We start from the raw sequence: 15,620 nt of genomic DNA, 5'->3' as shown, positions 1-15,620 counted from the left end.
CCTCACCCTTCTCGATAAAGCTCCCTCGCGATGATCGACCGCTGCACCTCCGTAGCCCCCTCATAAATGCGCGGCGCGCGGACCTCGCGGTAGAGGTGTTCGAGGAGGTGGCCGCGGTGCAGGGCGCGGGCGCCGTGGAACTGGACGGCGGTGTCGACGGCTTGCTGGGCGGTTTCGGTGGCCAGGAGTTTGGCCATGGCGGAGCGTTTGGCGATGTCGGGGGCGCCGTTGTCGTACGCGGTGGCCGCGGCGTAGACGAGGAGGCGGGCGGCCTCGATACGGGTGGCGGTCTCGGCGAGCTGGTGGGAGACGGCCTGGAGGTCCTTGAGGGGGCCGCCGAAGGCGGTGCGGTCGGCGGCGTGGGCCAGGGCGGCGTCCAGGGCCGCCTGGGCCATGCCGACCGCGAACGCGCCGACGCTCGGCCGGAAGAGGTTGAGCGTGCGCATCGCGACGCCGAAGCCGCGGTCCGGCTCGCCCACCACGTCGTCGCGGGTGACCGGTACGCCGTCGAAGACCAGGGTGCCGATCGGGTGCGGGCTGAGCATGTCCAGCGGGGCGCCGGATAGGCCGGGGCGGTCGGCGGGGACCAGGAAGGCGGTGATGCCGCGGGATCCGGCGCCGCCGCCCGTGCGGGCGAAGACGGTGGCGAAGTCGGCCTCCGGCGCGTTGGAGATCCAGCACTTCTCGCCGGTCAGCCGCCAGCGGCCGGCGTCCGGCGGGCCGTCCGGCTCGGCGGCCAGGGCGAGCGCGCCGGCGTCCGAGCCCGCGTCCGGCTCGCTCAGCGCGAAGGCGGACACCGCGCGGCCCGCGACCACCTCCGGCAGCCAGCGCGCCCGCTGCTGCTCCGTACCGGACTGGACGACCGGGTACGTGCCCAGGCCCTGGAGCGCGAGCGCGGTCTCGGCTTCGGTGGATTCCTGGGCCAGGGACTCCCGCAGCAGGCACAGGTCGAGGGCGCGTACCGGGCCTTCGGCGGGGAACAGGCGGCGCAGCAGACCCAGTTCGCCGAGGGCCGCGACCAGCGGGCGGTTCACGCGGCCCGGCTCGCCGCGGTCCGCCAGCGGGCGCAGCCGTTCGGCGGTCAGCGCGCGCAGCTCGGCGCACCACTTCAGTTCCCGCGGGCCCAGCGCGAATGCGGTCACGGGCGGCTCCCTCGTCTCGGGCCCGGGGCTGCCGGGCGGTTCGCTCGGGTCCGTACGGCGCCGCCGGTCACCGTGCCGCGTACCGGCCGCGCCGCCGGAGCGTATCGCGCTCTGTTGACTGCCGTCACGAACACGTTACGCTGACGGCGGACCGGCACGGCAGTACCCGGGCACACCCCGGAAGGAACGACCCGCACTTGACCGGCTCTTCTTGTCCGGCGACCGGTTCTGCTCGTCCCCACCGTCGTCCGCAAGGGGGCACACCGGCATGGAACTGACGCCGTCGGCACACACCGACACCTTCTCCCGCGATCACCTCCCCCCGGCCGACCGGTGGCCGCACCTCACGGACCTCGGCTACCCGGACCGGCTCAACTGCGGTGCCGAACTGCTGGACGCCTCCGCCGAGCGGTGGGGACACGGCCGCCCCGCCTTCCGGGACGCGGACGGCACCGTCTGGACGTACGGGGAGCTGCGGGAACGGGTCAACCGCATCGCGCATGTGCTCACCGACGACCTCGGCGTGCTCCCCGGCCACCGGGTCCTGTTACGCGGCCCCACCACTCCCCTGCTGGCCGCCTGCTGGCTGGCCGTCATGAAGGCGGGCGCGGTGGCCGTGACCGTGCTGGCCACGCAGCGCCCGAAGGAGCTGGCCACCCTCTGCAGCCTGGCCCGGGTGGGGCACGCGCTGTGCGACGCACGGGTGCTGGACGATCTGGTGGCCGCCGGGGTGCCGGGGCTGCGCATCACCCCGTACGGCGGGGACGGGCCGGACGACCTGGTGCGGCGTGCCGGGGGCAAACCGGCCGCGTACGAGGCGGTGGCGACCGCGTCCGACGATGTGGCGCTGATCGCCTTCACCTCGGGGACCACCGGGCGGCCCAAGGGCTGTATGCACTTCCACCGCGATGTGCTGGCCATCGCCGACACCTTCTCCGCGCGGGTGCTGCGCCCCACGCCGGACGACGTGTTCGCCGGGAGCCCGCCGCTCGGCTTCACCTTCGGGCTCGGCGGCCTGGTGATCTTCCCGCTGCGGGCCGGGGCCTCGGCGTACCTGGCCGACTGGGGCGGGCCCGAACAGCTGCTGCGCGACATCGCGCGGCACCGCGTCTCCGTGCTGTTCACCGCGCCGACCGCCTACCGGGTGATGCTGCCGAAGCTGGCCGCGCACGACGTGTCCTCGCTGCGGCGCTGTGTGTCGGCGGGCGAGAATCTGCCCGCGGCGACCTGGCGGGAGTGGGAGCAGGCCACCGGGCTGCGCATCATCAACGGCATCGGCGCGACGGAGCTGCTGCACATCTTCATATCGGCCGCGGACGAGCAGGTCAGGCCGGGGAGCACGGGACTGCCGGTGCCGGGGTTCGAGGCGCGGGTGGTCGACGCGGACGGACGGCCGGTGCCGGACGGGACGCCGGGGCTGCTCGCGGTGCGCGGCCCGACGGGCTGCCGCTACCTGGCGGACGAGCGGCAGCGGGAGTACGTGCGCGACGGCTGGAACCTGACCGGCGACACCTATGTCCGGGACGCGGACGGCTACTTCAGCTATGTGGCACGGGCGGACGACATGATCATCTCGGCCGGGTACAACGTCGCCGGTCCCGAGGTGGAGGACGCGCTGCTGCGCCATCCCGATGTGGCCGAGGCGGCGGTGGTCGGGCGGCCCGACGCGGAGCGCGGCCAGGTCGTGGTGGCCCATCTCGTACTGCGGCAGGGCGTGCCGCGCGGCCCGGAAACGGTCGCGGCGCTGCGCGCGTTCACCAAGGCGGCCATCGCACCGTACAAGTGCCCGCGCGAGATCGTCTTCCACGACGCGCTGCCCCGGACGCCGACCGGCAAGCTCCAGCGCTTCCGGCTGCGCGCGGGCGGTACGGGCGGCCCGGACCGTACGCCGTGACCGGCCGGGCCGGTGACAGCGGTCCGAGGTCCCGCCGTACCGCGCCCCGGCCGCTGCGGCTACGATCGCGCCCGGAGCGGCCACGGCCCGGCAGCCGTCCGTGCGCGCCCCCGTGGCCGGGGGCCGGAGCATGACAAGGCGGGAAACGACCACGTGAGCGACCAGTACGCGCAGCGCACGCCGCGGTCCCTGATCGTCACCTTCTACGGTGCGTACGGGCGCGCCGCCGAGAACGGCCCCGGCGGGGTGCCGGGCCCGGTGCCGGTCGCCGCGCTGATCCGGCTGCTCGGAGTGCTGGGCGTCGATCCGCCGTCGGTGCGCTCGGCGGTCTCCCGGCTCAAGCGGCGCGGCCTGCTCGTCGCCGCCCGTACGGAGGCGGGGGCCGCCGCGTACGGGCTCTCGGAGGCGGCGCACCAGCTGCTGGACGACGGCGACCGGCGGATCTACGGCCGCCCGGAGCCCGGACTTTCAGACGGCTGGGTCCTGGCCGTCTTCTCGGTGCCCGAACAGGAGCGCCACAAGCGGCACCTGCTGCGCTCCCGGCTGGCCCGGCTGGGCTTCGGCACCGCCGCGCCGGGTGTGTGGATCGCCCCGGCCCATCTGTACGACGAGACCCGGCACACCCTGGGCCGGCTGCACCTCTCGGCGTACGTCGACCTGTTCACCGGCGCGCACGCGGGCTTCGAGCCGACCGCCGACGCGGTGGCCCGCTGGTGGGACCTGGACGCGATCGCCGCGCGGCACCGCGCCTTCCTCGACGACCACGAACCGGTGCTGCGCCACTGGTCGAGCCGCCGTCCCGTACCCCCCGAGGCGGCGTACCGCGACTACCTGCTGGCGCTGGACGCCTGGCGCCGCCTCCCCTACGCGGACCCCGGTCTGCCCTCTCCCCTCCTGCCCGAGGGCTGGCCGGGCGGCCGCGCGGCGGACGTCTTCGGCCGGCTGCACGCCGAACTGCGCGCGGCGGGCGAGCAGTTCGTGCAGGCGGCGGTGAACGGGGGCCGGACGGCGGCCACCGCCTGACGCCGGCGCTCAGCGCTTCCTCGGGTGGGCCGCGGCGGCGGCCATCGGACGGGGCCGGGCAGCGGCGATGGTGGAGACGACGTCCTTGAAGGAGCCGCACATACGGGTACCGGCCACCGCCGCCAGCTCGCCGAAGCTGCCCACCCCGTACGTGACCGCGACCGGCTCCATCCGGGCGGTGACCGCCATCCGCATGTCGCCGACCGTGTCACCGACGTACGCGCTCTCCCAGGGCGCGACCCCCAGCTCGGCGGCGGCCCGCAGCACCATCTCCGGGTGCGGCTTGCCGCGCCGGACCATGTCCTGGGTGATGACCGGCCCGAGCAGGTCGCGGATGCCGAGCACGTCGAGCAGGGCCTCGGCGCCGCGGGTGCCCTTCGAGGTGGCCACGGCCAGCTCGATGCCGTGCGCACGCAGCGCGGAGAGCCCGGCGGCCACACCGGGGAAGAGCAGGCGGGGGCCCTCGCGCAGCACCTCGTACGCGAACAGCTCGCGGTAGCGGCCGATCGCGGCCACCACGGCGTCGTGGTCCTCCGGCATGCCGAGCAGCTTGCCGAAGGCCGGTCCCGGCGGCTTGCCGATGGCGGCTGCCGCCTGCCGGGCGGTGACCGGGCGGCCCTGTTCGGAGGCGACCTTGACCAGCAGCCGGCTGATGGCGGGGAGCGTGTTGGCGAGGGTTCCGTCGAGGTCGAAGACGGCGGCCTTGATGGTCTCGCCGACCGCGGCCCGCGCGGCGCCCCCGGGACGTGGCACGGCTCCCGCTGAATCACGCATTGCTCGACACCTTCCGATTTCCTGATGGGTCCTGTGCGGCTGTGGGTCCGGCCGGCGTCCGTGACGCCGGCCGGACGCGGGAAGACGTGCCGGCCGCGCCCGCGCGGCCGGCGGGGATCGGGCCGTGGCACACCGGTGTCCGGAAGTGACGTGCTCGCACCGGAGTGACGCCTGCCGGAGGAAGCACGTTTCATGGTTCGCCTTCGCAGATTTAAAAACCGCCTGCGCTGTTTGTCAATGCGTCCCGCAGCCTCGCACCCGGCACCGTGCAACGTTCCATGTCGGCGCAGGAGGGCGGGAACTGACGGGGCGTAGCGCGATCAACAAACTCCCTGCTCTCTTCTGCACCACAGGATCACAAGTACCCCACGCGCCCCACTTCAACTCAGTTTTCGAACCGCATGGTTGGTTTTGTATGTAGACTGCGGCGCGTCCACAGCCGGACTACAGACAGGACGGACACTGTGCCGACGCAGCATCGAGCGATACAAAGCCGCCAGACCCTCATCCGGTCGGCCGCCCAGGCGTTCATCGAGAAGGGCGTGCCCGCCTCGGGCATGGTCGACATCAGCCGCCGCGCCCGGCTGAGCAAGGGGGCCCTCTACTTCCACTTCGCCTCCAAGGACGACCTCACCCTCGCGGTCCGCGACGAAGCCCTGGACGCCGTGCGCGACCTGGAGGACGAACTGGCCCGCGCGCCGCACCCGGCGCCCACCGCCGTACGGGACTTCGCGATCGGACTGCTGGGCCGGGTGGACACGGATGTCGTCGTACGGGCCGGGCTCCAGCTGCGTCCGGAGACCGCGCCGGGGATCGCCCGGCCGGATCTCCAACAGCGGTGGTACGAACTGTTCCTGGAGAAGGCCACCGCCGACCGGGCGGCCGGGAAGCTGCCGCCCGGCGACGATCCCCGGCGCTCCGCGCAGCTGCTGGCCGCGCTGGTCGTCGGCCTGCTGCACCTCGGCCAGGAGGACCGGACGTGGTGGGACAAGGACGTGGTCACGGACATCTGGGCGCAGTTGCTGCCCGATGCGGTCGCGTCCGCGCCGGCCGGAGAGACCGTCCGGTAGTCCGCGCCCGAACTCCCCCATCCATTCCCGCGGCAGGTCCGAATGCCCATGGAGAGAGCAATCCTGCGGAGCACCACCTCGCCATGGCCGGGCGGCACCCAGCCGCTCGGCGGCCCGGCCGCGGGTCCGCACGGCGCACTACCACCAACCGCTTTTCAATACCGCATGGTTGGCTTTTTTAGGGTTTCGAAAATAGACTGACAAGACCGGGCTCGTAAGGTTGCCCCAGGCACAACTCCCCCCCGAGAGCATACGGAGGACGATCGGTGGTCAAGCAGGAACGCGCAGTGCGCACTCGACGTGCCGTCCTCGAAGCGGCGGCCCAGGTCATCGGCACACGCGGGTACGAAGCGGCCACGATGGCGGAGATCATCCAGCGGGCCGGCGTGACGAAGGGCGCCCTGTACTTTCACTTCGCCTCCAAGGACGCCCTCGCCCGGGCCGTCATCTCGGAACAGACCGATCCGTTCATTCCGCAGGTCAGCGACTCCCGGCTACAGGACGCCATCGACTTCACGCACCAGGTGGCGGTGGCGCTGCGGGACGATCCGCTGCTCCAGGCCGGCACCCGCATCGCCGTCGAGACGACGTTCAGCGACGATCCCCTGGTCCCGTACCAGGCGTGGATCGACATCATCACGAAGATGTTCGCCGACGCCCGGGAGAACGGGGAGCTGCTTCCGGCCATCGCGCCGGAGCGGGCGGCGGAGTTCTTCGTCTCGGCCTACATGGGCATCCAGCTCTTCTCGCACGCCGCCAGCAACCGGCACGACCTGCCCGAACGCGTCACGGCCCTGTGGAAGCACATCCTTCCCGGGCTGGCCTCGCCGGGTGCGATGAGCCACCTCGATCCGCACGGCCGCTCGGTGCGGACCGCGGCCTGACCACAACTCCTCGCGCCCGGCCGCACGTTGACGTGCGTCCGGCGCGCCGCCATGCTGGCCGCGCACCCTCTCCGGGCGGCCGGCGCGCCGTCCGTGTACCGCCGCGCACCACCGGTTCCCCGCTTCGAGACCTCCGCATAAGAAATCCCGTGGAAGCACTGGAAAACAAACCATCCGGTTTGTATCTTAGTCCGCGTTGGTCCGCCGCCGAGGCTCACGCCGTCCGAGCGGAGTGAGCCGCCATATGGGAGGGAACTCGCATGGTCAGCGCCACGCTCACCGCGCCGTCCACCGCAGCAGACCGTCGTCCGTACGCCGGACGGGAGCACATCAGCCTGTCCGACCTGCCGCCGCTGACGACGACCGTGCCCCGGCAGTATGTACACCGGACCGCGATTTCCGAGGTGTTCCTGACCGACTGGCGCCGTGCGGGGACCGACGCCTGGGTGGTGAGCGCCCAGTGGCCGCGCGCCCACAGTTTCTACGGTCCGGTGGACGGTCTGCACGACCCGATGCTGCTGGTGGAGACGATGCGGCAGGCCAGCATCCTGCTCAGCCACGTGGCGCACGGCGTACCCCTGGACCACCCGATCATCTGGCAGGACCTCCATTACTCCCTGGTTCCCGAGGCCCTGCGTGTTGCCGGTACCCCTGCCGAGATAGAACTGCACATCACCGACCACGACTTGGTGTACCGCGGCAAGCGGCTGGCCAGTGCCCGGCAGTCGTACCGCGTACTGCGCGACGGCATCGAGCTGGCCGCCGCCGAGCTGACCTTTTCCTGCCACAGCCCCGCCGTCTACCGCCGGCTGCGCGGTGAATACAGCGACGTGCAGCGTGCCAACGACCGCAAGCTGGAGCCGGCCGAGCCGGTGTCGCCGCCCCTGGTGGCGCGCGACCGCACCGGCGATGTGGTCCTCTCCCCCACCGCGCACGCCAACCGCTGGCAGCTGCGGGTGAACACCGCCCACCCGGTACTTTTCGACCACCCCGTGGACCACGCGCCCGGCATGCTCATGGTGGAGGCCGCCCGGCAGGCCGCGCACGCCGCCGCGGGCCCCGGCTTCTCGCTCCCCGCCGAACTGGACTGCTCCTTCCACCGCTACGGCGAACTGGACGCGCCGTGCTGGGTCGAAGTGACCACGACGGGCCGTGACGCCCGGGACCGTATCCTCCTGGACATCGACATCCACCAGAACGGCCGGTCCGTTTTCACCGCCCGCACGGCAAGCCAGTCCATCCGCTGAACCGACGCCCGGGGCACCCGGGTTCCGCCCCTTCACTCAGGAGCTCCCCACCGAAGGCCGTGTGACGTCTGCCGTCCGTGCCTCACTTCCCCTTCAGGGACCGGAACGGGCACCGTTGCTCCGCCTGGTGACGAGCGATTGATGTGGAGCATGGACGCGCCTGGGGTCGTCTGCCCAGGCGCGTTCTTGCGCGCGGATCGTGTTGGCGCGTGGGCCGCCATCACCCCAACCGCAACCGCGGCTTGGGCGCATCCGTGCGGCCGGTGGGCGGAGTGCGGCTTCCTGCCTGGTACGGGAGGGGCCAAGGGGCGCCGGGGCCTGCGTAGTTCTGCTCGGCGGCTGCGTGGAGGGTCCAGTGCGGGTCGTACAGGTGGGGGCGGGCCAGGGCGCACAGGTCGGCGCGGCCTGCGAGGACGAGGGAGTTGACGTCGTCCCAGGAGGAGACGGCGCCCACCGCGATCACCGGGACGCCCAGGCGGTTGCGGATGCGGTCGGCGAACGGGGTCTGGTAGGAGCGGCCGTACTCGGGCTGCTCGTGGGGGACGACCTGGCCGGTCGAGACGTCGATGGCGGCGGCGCCGTGGGCGGCGAAGGCGCGGGCGATCTCGACCGAGTCCTCGGCGGTGGTGCCGCCCTCGGCCCAGTCGGTGGCGGATATCCGTACGGTCATGGGCCGGTCGTCCGGCCAGACGGCGCGTACCGCGTCGAAGACCTCCAGCGGGAAGCGGAGCCGCGCGGCGAGGTCGCCGCCGTACGCGTCGGTGCGGCGGTTGGTGAGCGGGGAGAGGAAGCCGGAGAGCAGATAGCCGTGGGCGCAGTGCAGTTCGAGGAGGTCGAAGCCGGCGCGGGCGGCAGAGCGGGCGGAGCGTATGAACTGATCGCGTATCACGCCGAGTTCGGGTTCGGTGAGGGCGTGGGGGACCTGGTTGACGCCGGGGCGGTACGGGAGTGCGGAGGGTGCCACGACCGGCCAGTTGCCCTCCGGCAGCGGCTGGTCGATGCCTTCCCACATGAGGCGGGTGGAGCCCTTGCGGCCGGAGTGCCCGAGCTGGACGCCGATGGCGGTGCCGGGTGACTGGGCGTGCACGAAGTCGGTGACGCGGCGCCAGGCCGTCTCGTGCTCCGGCGCGTACAGGCCCGTGCAGCCGGGGGTGATACGGCCCTCGGGGCTGACGCAGACCATCTCGGTCATCACCAGCCCGGCGCCGCCGAGGGCGCGGGCGCCGAGGTGGACGAGGTGGAAGTCGCCCGGGGTGCCGTTGCCGTCGGCGCTGTACATGTCCATCGGGGAGACCACGACCCGGTTGCGCAGGGTCAGGCCGCCGAGGCGGAAGGGGGTGAACATGGGCGGGGTGCCGGGCGGGACACCGGCTTCCTCCTCGACCGCCGCGACGAAGGCGGGATCGCGCAGCCGCAGGTTGTCGTGGGTGACCCGGCGGCTGCGGGTGAGCAGGTTGAAGGCGAAGCGGCGGGGCGGCTGGTCCGCGTACTGCGCCAGGTCCTCGAACCAGGCGAGGCTGGCGCGGGCGGCCCGCTGGGTGGAGGCGACGACGGGCCGCCGCTCGGCCTCGTACGCGGCCAGCGCGTCCGGGAGGGCGGGGTTCTCCTCCAGGCACGCGGCGAGCGCGAGGGCGTCCTCGACGGCGAGTTTGGTGCCGGAGCCGATGGAGAAGTGGGCGGTGTGCGCGGCGTCGCCGAGCAGGACCGTATTGCCGTGCGACCAGCGGTCGTTGACGACGGTGCGAAACGCGATCCAGGCGGAGTTGTTGGAGCGCAGCGGGCGGCCGCTCAGCGCGTCGGAGAAGACCTTGGCGCACCACTCGGCGGATTCGCGCTCGTCGCAGCGGTCCAGTCCGGCCCGGCGCCAGACCTCCTCGCGCATTTCCACGATGACGGTGCTGGCGCCGTCCGGGTGCTCGGGCCCGGCGCCGGCGTACGGGTAGCCGTGCAGCTGGACGACGCCGTGCTCGGCCTCGGCGATCTCGAAGCGGAACGCGTCGAAGGCGAAGTCGGCGGCGAGCCAGATGTAGCGGCAGCGGTGGGTGGTCAGGCTCGGGCCGAAGACGTCGGCGTGTGCGGTACGGGTGGGGCTGTGCACCCCGTCGGCGGCGATGACCAGGTCGTGGCTCGCGGCGAGTGCGGCGGCGGGCGGGGCCTCGGTGCGGAAGTTCAGCCGTACGCCGAGGGAGCGGCAGCGCTCGTGCAGGATGCGCAGCAGCGTACGGCGGCCGAGGGCGGCGAAGCCGTGGCCGCCGGAGGTCAGGGTGTGCCCGCGGTGCACGATGTCGATGTCGTCCCAGCGCACGAACTCCCGCCGGAGCGCGTGGTGGACCTCGGGGTCGGCGTGCTCGATGCCGCCCAGGGTCTCGTCGGAGAGGACGACGCCGAAGCCGAAGGTGTCGTCGGGCGCGTTGCGCTCCCAGACGGTGATGTCGCGGGCCGGGTCGAGGCGCTTGAGGAGGACGGCCGCGTACAGGCCGCCGGGGCCGCCCCCGATGACGGCCACCTTACGGGCGCCCACCCTTACTTCCCCTGCCATTTCGGGGGTCGCTTCTCGGTGAAGGCGGCGTGGAATTCGGCGTAGTCGGCGCTGTTCATCAGCAGGGCCTGGGTGGCGGCGTCCATCTCGACGGCGGCGCCCAGCGGCATGTCCAGTTCGGCGGTGAGCAGCGCCTTGGTCTGGGCGAGGGCGAGCGCGGGCCCGGTGGCGAGCCGCTGGGCGAGGACCTGTGCCGCGGTGTCCGCGCGGCCTTCCTCGGCCAGTTCGCTGAGCAGGCCGATGCGTTCGGCCTCGGGGGCGCGGACCGGTTCGCCGAGCATCAGCAGCCGGGTGGCGTGGCCGAGGCCGACGACGCGCGGCAGCAGGTAGGCGGCGCCCATGTCGCCGCCGGAGAGGCCGACCTTGGTGAAGAGGAAGGCGAAGCGGGCCGAGGGGTCGGCGATGCGGAAGTCGGCGGCCAGCGCGAGCACCGCGCCGGCGCCCGCCGCGACGCCGTGGACGGCGGCGATCACCGGGAACGGGCACTCCCGGATGGCCCGCACGACCTGGCCGGTCATCCGGTTGAAGTCCAGGAGCCGGCCGGTGTCCATGGCGAGGGTGGCGCCGATGATCTCCTCGACGTCGCCGCCGGAGCAGAAGCCGCGGCCCTCGCCGCCGAGGACGAGGGCGCGTACGGACCGCTCTCTGGACAGTTCGGCGAGCAGGTCGCGCAGGTCGGCGTACGCCTCGAAGGTCAGCGCGTTGAGCCGGTCGGGGCGCGCGAGGGTGACGGTGGCGATGCCGTCCTGCCTGCTCACGCGGATGTGCTGCCATGCGTCGGTGGTGCGGGCGGAACCTGTGAACGGGCTCATCGGGCCACTGCCCCCTTCAGCCGGACGGCTGGTGCCGGAACGCGATCGCGCTTCGAAGTTATCACCGTTGCGTGACTGTCGTCACGAGTACGCGATACCGCATGGCGTGCAACGCGCCGCGGCCTCCGACGGCGAGTTGCCGTCGGAGGCCGCGCCCGACCGGGAGGGGTTTCACACGACTGCGGGCACCTCGGCGCTCTCCGCGGCTTCGCCGGCCGGTTCCGTACCGCCCTGCCCCAGCCGCGAGTTCCGCCGCCCGTACAGCGCGTAGACGACCGCGCCGGCCGCGAGGAACGCGGCGAACTGGAGCCAGGTCGCCGGGCCCGTGCCGTAGATCAGGTAGCCGCAGAAGGCGATGCCGAGCAGCGGGCAGAGCGGGAAGAGCGGCACCCGGAAGCGGCGCGGCAGGTCCGGGCGGGTGCGGCGCAGCACCATGACGCTGACGTTGACGACGGCCATCACGGCCAGCGTGCCGATGGTCGTCAGGTTCATCACCACGTCCAGCGGGACCACCGCGGCGGGGACCGCGAAGACCACCGCCACGATCCAGGTGCCCGCCACCGGGGTGGCGGTCTTGGGCGAGATCCGCTCGAAGACGCGCGGGACCAGGCCGTCGCGGGACATCGACATCAGGATGCGGGTCTGCCCGTACATGACCGCGAGCACGACGGAGGCGATGGCGACGACCGCGCCGAAGGCGATCACGCCGCCGCCGACCGCGGAGTGGGTGACCTGATTGACGACGAGGGACAGCGCGGCGGGCCGGTCGCCGACCTGGTCGGCGGAGAGCGCGCCGATGGCGGACAGCGCGACCACGCCGTACAGCACGGTGACCACACCGATGCAGATCATGATCGCGACGGGCACGTTCCGGCGCGGGTTCTTCACCTCTTCGCCTGCCGTGGTGATCGCGTCGAAGCCGATGTACGAGAAGAAGGCCACCGAGGCGCCGGAGGTGATGCCGGCGATGCCCTCGGGGGCGAACGGCGTGAGGTTGCCGTCCTCGAAGGCGGTGAAGGCGATGGCGCAGAACAGGACGAGGACCGCCAGCTTGAGCACGGCCATCGCGGCGGTCGCGCGGGCGCTCTCCCGGATGCCGCGCACCAGTAGCACCGCGGCGAGCAGCATCACGACAACGGCCGGGACGTTGACGATGCCGCCGTCGCCGGGCGGGCTGGACAGCGCCGCGGGCAGCTGCCAGCCGGTCAGGCTGTTCAGCAGCTCGTTCAGATACTGCCCCCAGCCGACCGCGACCGCGGAGACCGAGACGCCGTACTCCAGCAGCAGGCACCAGCCGACGAGGAAGGCGGCGCGCTCGCCGAGGGTGGCGTACGCGTAGGAGTACGAGCTGCCGGAGACCGGGATCGCGCCGCCCAGCTCCGCGAAGGAGAAGGCGGTGAAGACGCAGGTCACGGCGGCGAGCACGAAGGAGACGACGACGGCGGGGCCGGACCGGGCGACGGTGTCGGACAGGCCGACGAAGATGCCGGTGCCGACGATGGCGCCGATGCCGAAGCACACGAGCTGGAAGAGCCCCATGGTGCGCTTGAGGCCGTGGCCTTCGAGGTCCGTGCCGGATTCGGCGACGAGGAGGTCGGGGGACTTGACGCGCAGTCCAGAACCTGACGGACGCATGGGGTGGTTCTCATCTCTGATGGTGCGGTGGTGCGGTGCGCGCGGCGGGCGGGCCGGGCACGGGGCGGGGTCCGGGCGGTGGCCCGGACCCCGTACGCCGGTTCGATGGTAGCCGTTATGCCTGCATGATCGCTCATTGGGGCGTATAGCCATGCACTGCGGGCCGTACGGAACCCGCGCGGCGCCCGGCCGCGCGGGTACGGCCTACTGGCCCGCCATCGTGGCGACGAGGACCGCCTTGATCGTGTGCAGCCGGTTCTCCGCCTCGTCGAAGACGACCGAGTGCGGCGACTCGAAGACCTCGTCGGTGACCTCCAGCGAGGTCAGGCCGTGCCGCTCGTGGATCTCGCGGCCGACGGCGGTGCCGAGGTCGTGGAAGGCGGGCAGGCAGTGCAGGAACTTCACGTCCGGGTTGCCGGTGGCGCGCAGCACGTCCATCGTGACGGCGTACCCGCCGAGCAGCGCGATCCGCTCGTCCCAGACCTCCTTGGGCTCGCCCATGGAGACCCAGACGTCGGTGGCGACGAAGTCCGCGCCGCGCACCCCCTCCGCCACGTCCGCGGTGATCGTGACGCGGGCGCCGCTGCGCGCCGCCAGCTCCTTGGCCCGGGCGACGACCTCCCCGTCCGGCCACAGGCCCTCGGGCGCGACGATCCGTACGTCCATGCCGAGCAGCGCGCCGGTGATCAGGTAGGAGTTGCCCATGTTGTAGCGGGCGTCGCCGAGGTAGGCGAAGGCGATCTCCGGCAGCGGGCGGCCGGGCAGGTGCTCGCGCATGGTCAGCACGTCGGCGAGCATCTGGGTCGGGTGCCAGCGGTCGGTCAGGCCGTTGAGGACCGGCACGCCGGCGTACCGCGCCAGCTCCTCGACGGCCTCCTGGGAGCTGCCGCGGTACTCGATCGCGTCGTACATCCGGCCGAGCACCCGGGCGGTGTCCTTGACCGACTCCTTGTGCCCGATCTGGGAGGCGGCCGGGTCGAGGTAGGTGGTCGAGGCGCCCTGGTCGGCGGCGGCGACCTCGAAGGCGCAGCGCGTGCGGGTGGAGGTCTTCTCGAAGATCAGGGCGATGTTGCGGCCCCGCAGGTGCGGGACCTCCTCGCCCGCGCGCTTGGCGGCCTTCAGCTCGGCCGCCAGGTCGACGAGCCGGCCGAATTCCGCCGCGGTGAAATCCAGCTCCTTGAGGAAGTGGCGGCCCTTGAGGTCCGTCGCCATGGTGGCTCCTAGGTCGCGGCAATCGGTACGACTGGAAGTGTATACGACCATCCGCATCTCTATACAGGCCGCCCGGACGGCCCGCTCCCCCCCATCCTTCCCCCGGCACCCGGCCGGCCCCCTCCCGGGACCTATACAGGGTCGCGCTCCACCGGGCAGCTCATACAGCGCGGGCCGCCCCGGCCCCGGCCCAGCTCGCTGCCCGGAATCGTGATGACCTCGATGCCGCGCTTGCGCAGAAAGGTGTTGGTGGTGACGTTGCGCTCGTAGGCGACCACCACGCCCGGCTCGACGGCCAGCACGTTGCACCCGTCGTCCCACTGCTCGCGCTCGGCCGAGTGCACGTCCTGCGTCGCGGTCAGCACCCGGATGTCGTCCAGGCCGAGCGCCGCCGCCATGGCGCGGTGCATGTGCTCCGGCGGATGGTCGGTGACCTTCAGCTCCTGGTCGCCCGCGCCCGGCTCGATCGTGTACGAGCGCAGCATGCCCAGCCCCTCGTACTGGGTGAAGGTCCCGCCGTCGACCATCGTCATCACCGTGTCCAGGTGCATGAACGCCCGCCGCTTGGGCATGTCCAGCGCCACGATGGTGCGCGCCGACCCGGCCGCGAACAGGCCGCGCGCCAGCATCTCGACGGCCTGCGGGGTGGTCCGCTCGCTCATCCCGATCAGGACGGCGCCATTGCCGAGCACCAGCACGTCGCCGCCCTCGATGGTCGACGGATAGGCCCCCTGCCCCTCCGACCAGACGTTGAAGCCGCCGCCCCGGAACAGCTTGTGGTGCCGGTAGATCGCCTCGTAGTGCACCGTCTCGCGCTGCCGGGCCGGCCAGCGCATGGCGTTGATCGACACCCCGTCGTAGACCCACGCCGAGGTGTCGCGGGTGAACAGATGGTTGGGCAGCGGGCGCAGCACGAAGTCGTCGAGGTCCATCACGTGGAAGCGCACCGAGGTCGGCTCCGGGTGCGCCGCCAGGTACTCCCGCTTGGTCATTCCGCCGACCAGGGCCTCCACCAGCTCCGGGACGGGCAGCGCGTCGAAGACGGCCCGCAGCCGGTCGGTGGCCAGCGGCCCGTACTCCTTCTCGTGGAAGACCCGGTCCAGCACCAGCTCGCGCGCCTCGGGGACCTGGAGGGTCTCGGCCAGCAGGTCACCGAACAGATGTACCGCGACGCCCCGGTCCCGGAGGATGTCCGCGAAGGCGTCGTGCTCGGCGCGCGCCTGGCGCACCCACAGCACGTCGTCGAAGAGCAGCGCGTCCTTGTTGGTCGGGGTGAGCCGTTTCAGCTCCAGATCGGGGCGGTGCAGGATGACGCGGCGCAGCCGCCCGGCCTCGGAGTCGACGTGGAATCCCATGGGGCCATCTTCGCGGTTGGGGGGCCGCGGCGG

At 72.5% G+C, this 15,620-nt stretch carries 12 protein-coding genes; 5 read left to right on the top strand and 7 right to left on the bottom strand.

All coding sequences use genetic code 11. From position 1 onward, the window contains the following. Window positions 1-2: 2 nt before the first annotated feature. A complete protein-coding gene (locus ADK86_RS12745; protein ID WP_053696694.1) occupies window positions 3-1,142 on the bottom strand; it encodes an acyl-CoA dehydrogenase family protein in 1,140 nt (379 codons plus the stop codon). Between the two features lie 268 nt (window positions 1,143-1,410). Here ADK86_RS12745 and ADK86_RS12740 point away from each other — a divergent pair, with 268 nt between their 5' ends. Next, window positions 1,411-3,036, top strand: a complete 1,626-nt coding sequence (locus ADK86_RS12740; protein WP_053696693.1) for an AMP-binding protein — start codon at window positions 1,411-1,413, stop codon at window positions 3,034-3,036. 153 nt (window positions 3,037-3,189) lie between these two features. Further along, window positions 3,190-4,059 carry a PaaX family transcriptional regulator C-terminal domain-containing protein gene (locus ADK86_RS12735; RefSeq protein WP_053696692.1) on the top strand — a complete coding sequence of 290 codons (870 nt, stop codon included), beginning with the start codon at window positions 3,190-3,192 and terminating at the stop codon, window positions 4,057-4,059. A gap of 9 nt (window positions 4,060-4,068) precedes the next feature. On the opposite strand, the gene ADK86_RS12730 is transcribed toward ADK86_RS12735, so the two are convergent. Next, window positions 4,069-4,833 carry an HAD family hydrolase gene (locus ADK86_RS12730; RefSeq protein ID WP_053696691.1) on the bottom strand — a complete coding sequence of 255 codons (765 nt, stop codon included), beginning with the start codon at window positions 4,831-4,833 and terminating at the stop codon, window positions 4,069-4,071. A 464-nt stretch (window positions 4,834-5,297) separates the two neighbouring features. Here ADK86_RS12730 and ADK86_RS12725 point away from each other — a divergent pair, with 464 nt between their 5' ends. The 3 genes from ADK86_RS12725 (at window position 5,298) to ADK86_RS12715 (ending at window position 8,034) form a co-directional block, all read left to right on the top strand. After that, complete coding sequence (locus ADK86_RS12725) at window positions 5,298-5,903, top strand: TetR/AcrR family transcriptional regulator (RefSeq protein ID WP_053696690.1); 606 nt, start codon at window positions 5,298-5,300, stop codon at window positions 5,901-5,903. 287 nt (window positions 5,904-6,190) lie between these two features. After that, window positions 6,191-6,787: a ScbR family autoregulator-binding transcription factor gene (locus ADK86_RS12720; RefSeq protein WP_226048631.1), complete on the top strand. Its 597-nt coding sequence runs from the start codon at window positions 6,191-6,193 to the stop codon at window positions 6,785-6,787. A 260-nt stretch (window positions 6,788-7,047) separates the two neighbouring features. Beyond that, window positions 7,048-8,034 (top strand): ScbA/BarX family gamma-butyrolactone biosynthesis protein, encoded by a 987-nt coding sequence (locus ADK86_RS12715; RefSeq protein ID WP_053696689.1) that lies wholly within the window; start codon window positions 7,048-7,050, stop codon window positions 8,032-8,034. 220 nt (window positions 8,035-8,254) lie between these two features. Here the strand turns inward: ADK86_RS12715 and ADK86_RS12710 are convergent, their stop codons facing one another. From ADK86_RS12710 to ADK86_RS12690, 5 genes are all read right to left on the bottom strand, one after another. Continuing rightward, the gene (locus ADK86_RS12710) at window positions 8,255-10,573 is read right to left on the bottom strand and encodes a bifunctional salicylyl-CoA 5-hydroxylase/oxidoreductase (RefSeq protein WP_053696688.1); all 2,319 of its coding nucleotides are present in this window, start codon (window positions 10,571-10,573) and stop codon (window positions 8,255-8,257) included. Continuing rightward, window positions 10,558-11,385, bottom strand: a complete 828-nt coding sequence (locus ADK86_RS12705) for an enoyl-CoA hydratase family protein (RefSeq protein WP_053696687.1) — start codon at window positions 11,383-11,385, stop codon at window positions 10,558-10,560. Before ADK86_RS12705 ends, ADK86_RS12710 begins: the two co-directional genes overlap by 16 nt. A gap of 171 nt (window positions 11,386-11,556) precedes the next feature. Next, on the bottom strand, window positions 11,557-13,020 hold the full coding sequence (locus ADK86_RS12700) for an amino acid permease (RefSeq protein ID WP_053696686.1): 1,464 nt from the start codon (window positions 13,018-13,020) through the stop codon (window positions 11,557-11,559). Window positions 13,021-13,224: 204 nt separating this feature from the next. Next, complete coding sequence (gene argF / locus ADK86_RS12695) at window positions 13,225-14,232, bottom strand: ornithine carbamoyltransferase (protein ID WP_053696685.1); 1,008 nt, start codon at window positions 14,230-14,232, stop codon at window positions 13,225-13,227. A gap of 131 nt (window positions 14,233-14,363) precedes the next feature. Next, a complete protein-coding gene (locus ADK86_RS12690) occupies window positions 14,364-15,587 on the bottom strand; it encodes an arginine deiminase (protein WP_053696684.1) in 1,224 nt (407 codons plus the stop codon). Between the last annotated feature and the right edge of the window lie 33 nt (window positions 15,588-15,620).

Origin of the sequence: Streptomyces sp. NRRL F-5755 (assembly GCF_001279365.1) — a bacterium.
Taxonomy (GTDB): Bacteria; Actinomycetota; Actinomycetes; order Streptomycetales; family Streptomycetaceae; genus Streptomyces; species Streptomyces rimosus.
The sequence above is the reverse complement of the archived record's forward strand: the minus strand, read 5'-3'. Positions and strand labels throughout refer to the sequence as shown.

Bases quoted from the DNA above. Each gene is read 5' to 3' on its own strand.
- ADK86_RS12740 (WP_053696693.1), top strand. From the start codon at position 1,411: ATGGAACTGACGCCGTCGGCACACACCGACACCTTCTCCCGCGATCAC.
- ADK86_RS12730 (WP_053696691.1), bottom strand. From the start codon at position 4,833: ATGCGTGATTCAGCGGGAGCCGTGCCACGTCCCGGGGGCGCCGCGCGG.
- ADK86_RS12715 (WP_053696689.1), top strand. From the start codon at position 7,048: ATGGTCAGCGCCACGCTCACCGCGCCGTCCACCGCAGCAGACCGTCGT.
- ADK86_RS12710 (WP_053696688.1), bottom strand. From the start codon at position 10,573: ATGGCAGGGGAAGTAAGGGTGGGCGCCCGTAAGGTGGCCGTCATCGGG.
- ADK86_RS12705 (WP_053696687.1), bottom strand. From the start codon at position 11,385: ATGAGCCCGTTCACAGGTTCCGCCCGCACCACCGACGCATGGCAGCAC.
- ADK86_RS12700 (WP_053696686.1), bottom strand. From the start codon at position 13,020: ATGCGTCCGTCAGGTTCTGGACTGCGCGTCAAGTCCCCCGACCTCCTC.
- argF (WP_053696685.1), bottom strand. From the start codon at position 14,232: ATGGCGACGGACCTCAAGGGCCGCCACTTCCTCAAGGAGCTGGATTTC.
- ADK86_RS12690 (WP_053696684.1), bottom strand. From the start codon at position 15,587: ATGGGATTCCACGTCGACTCCGAGGCCGGGCGGCTGCGCCGCGTCATC.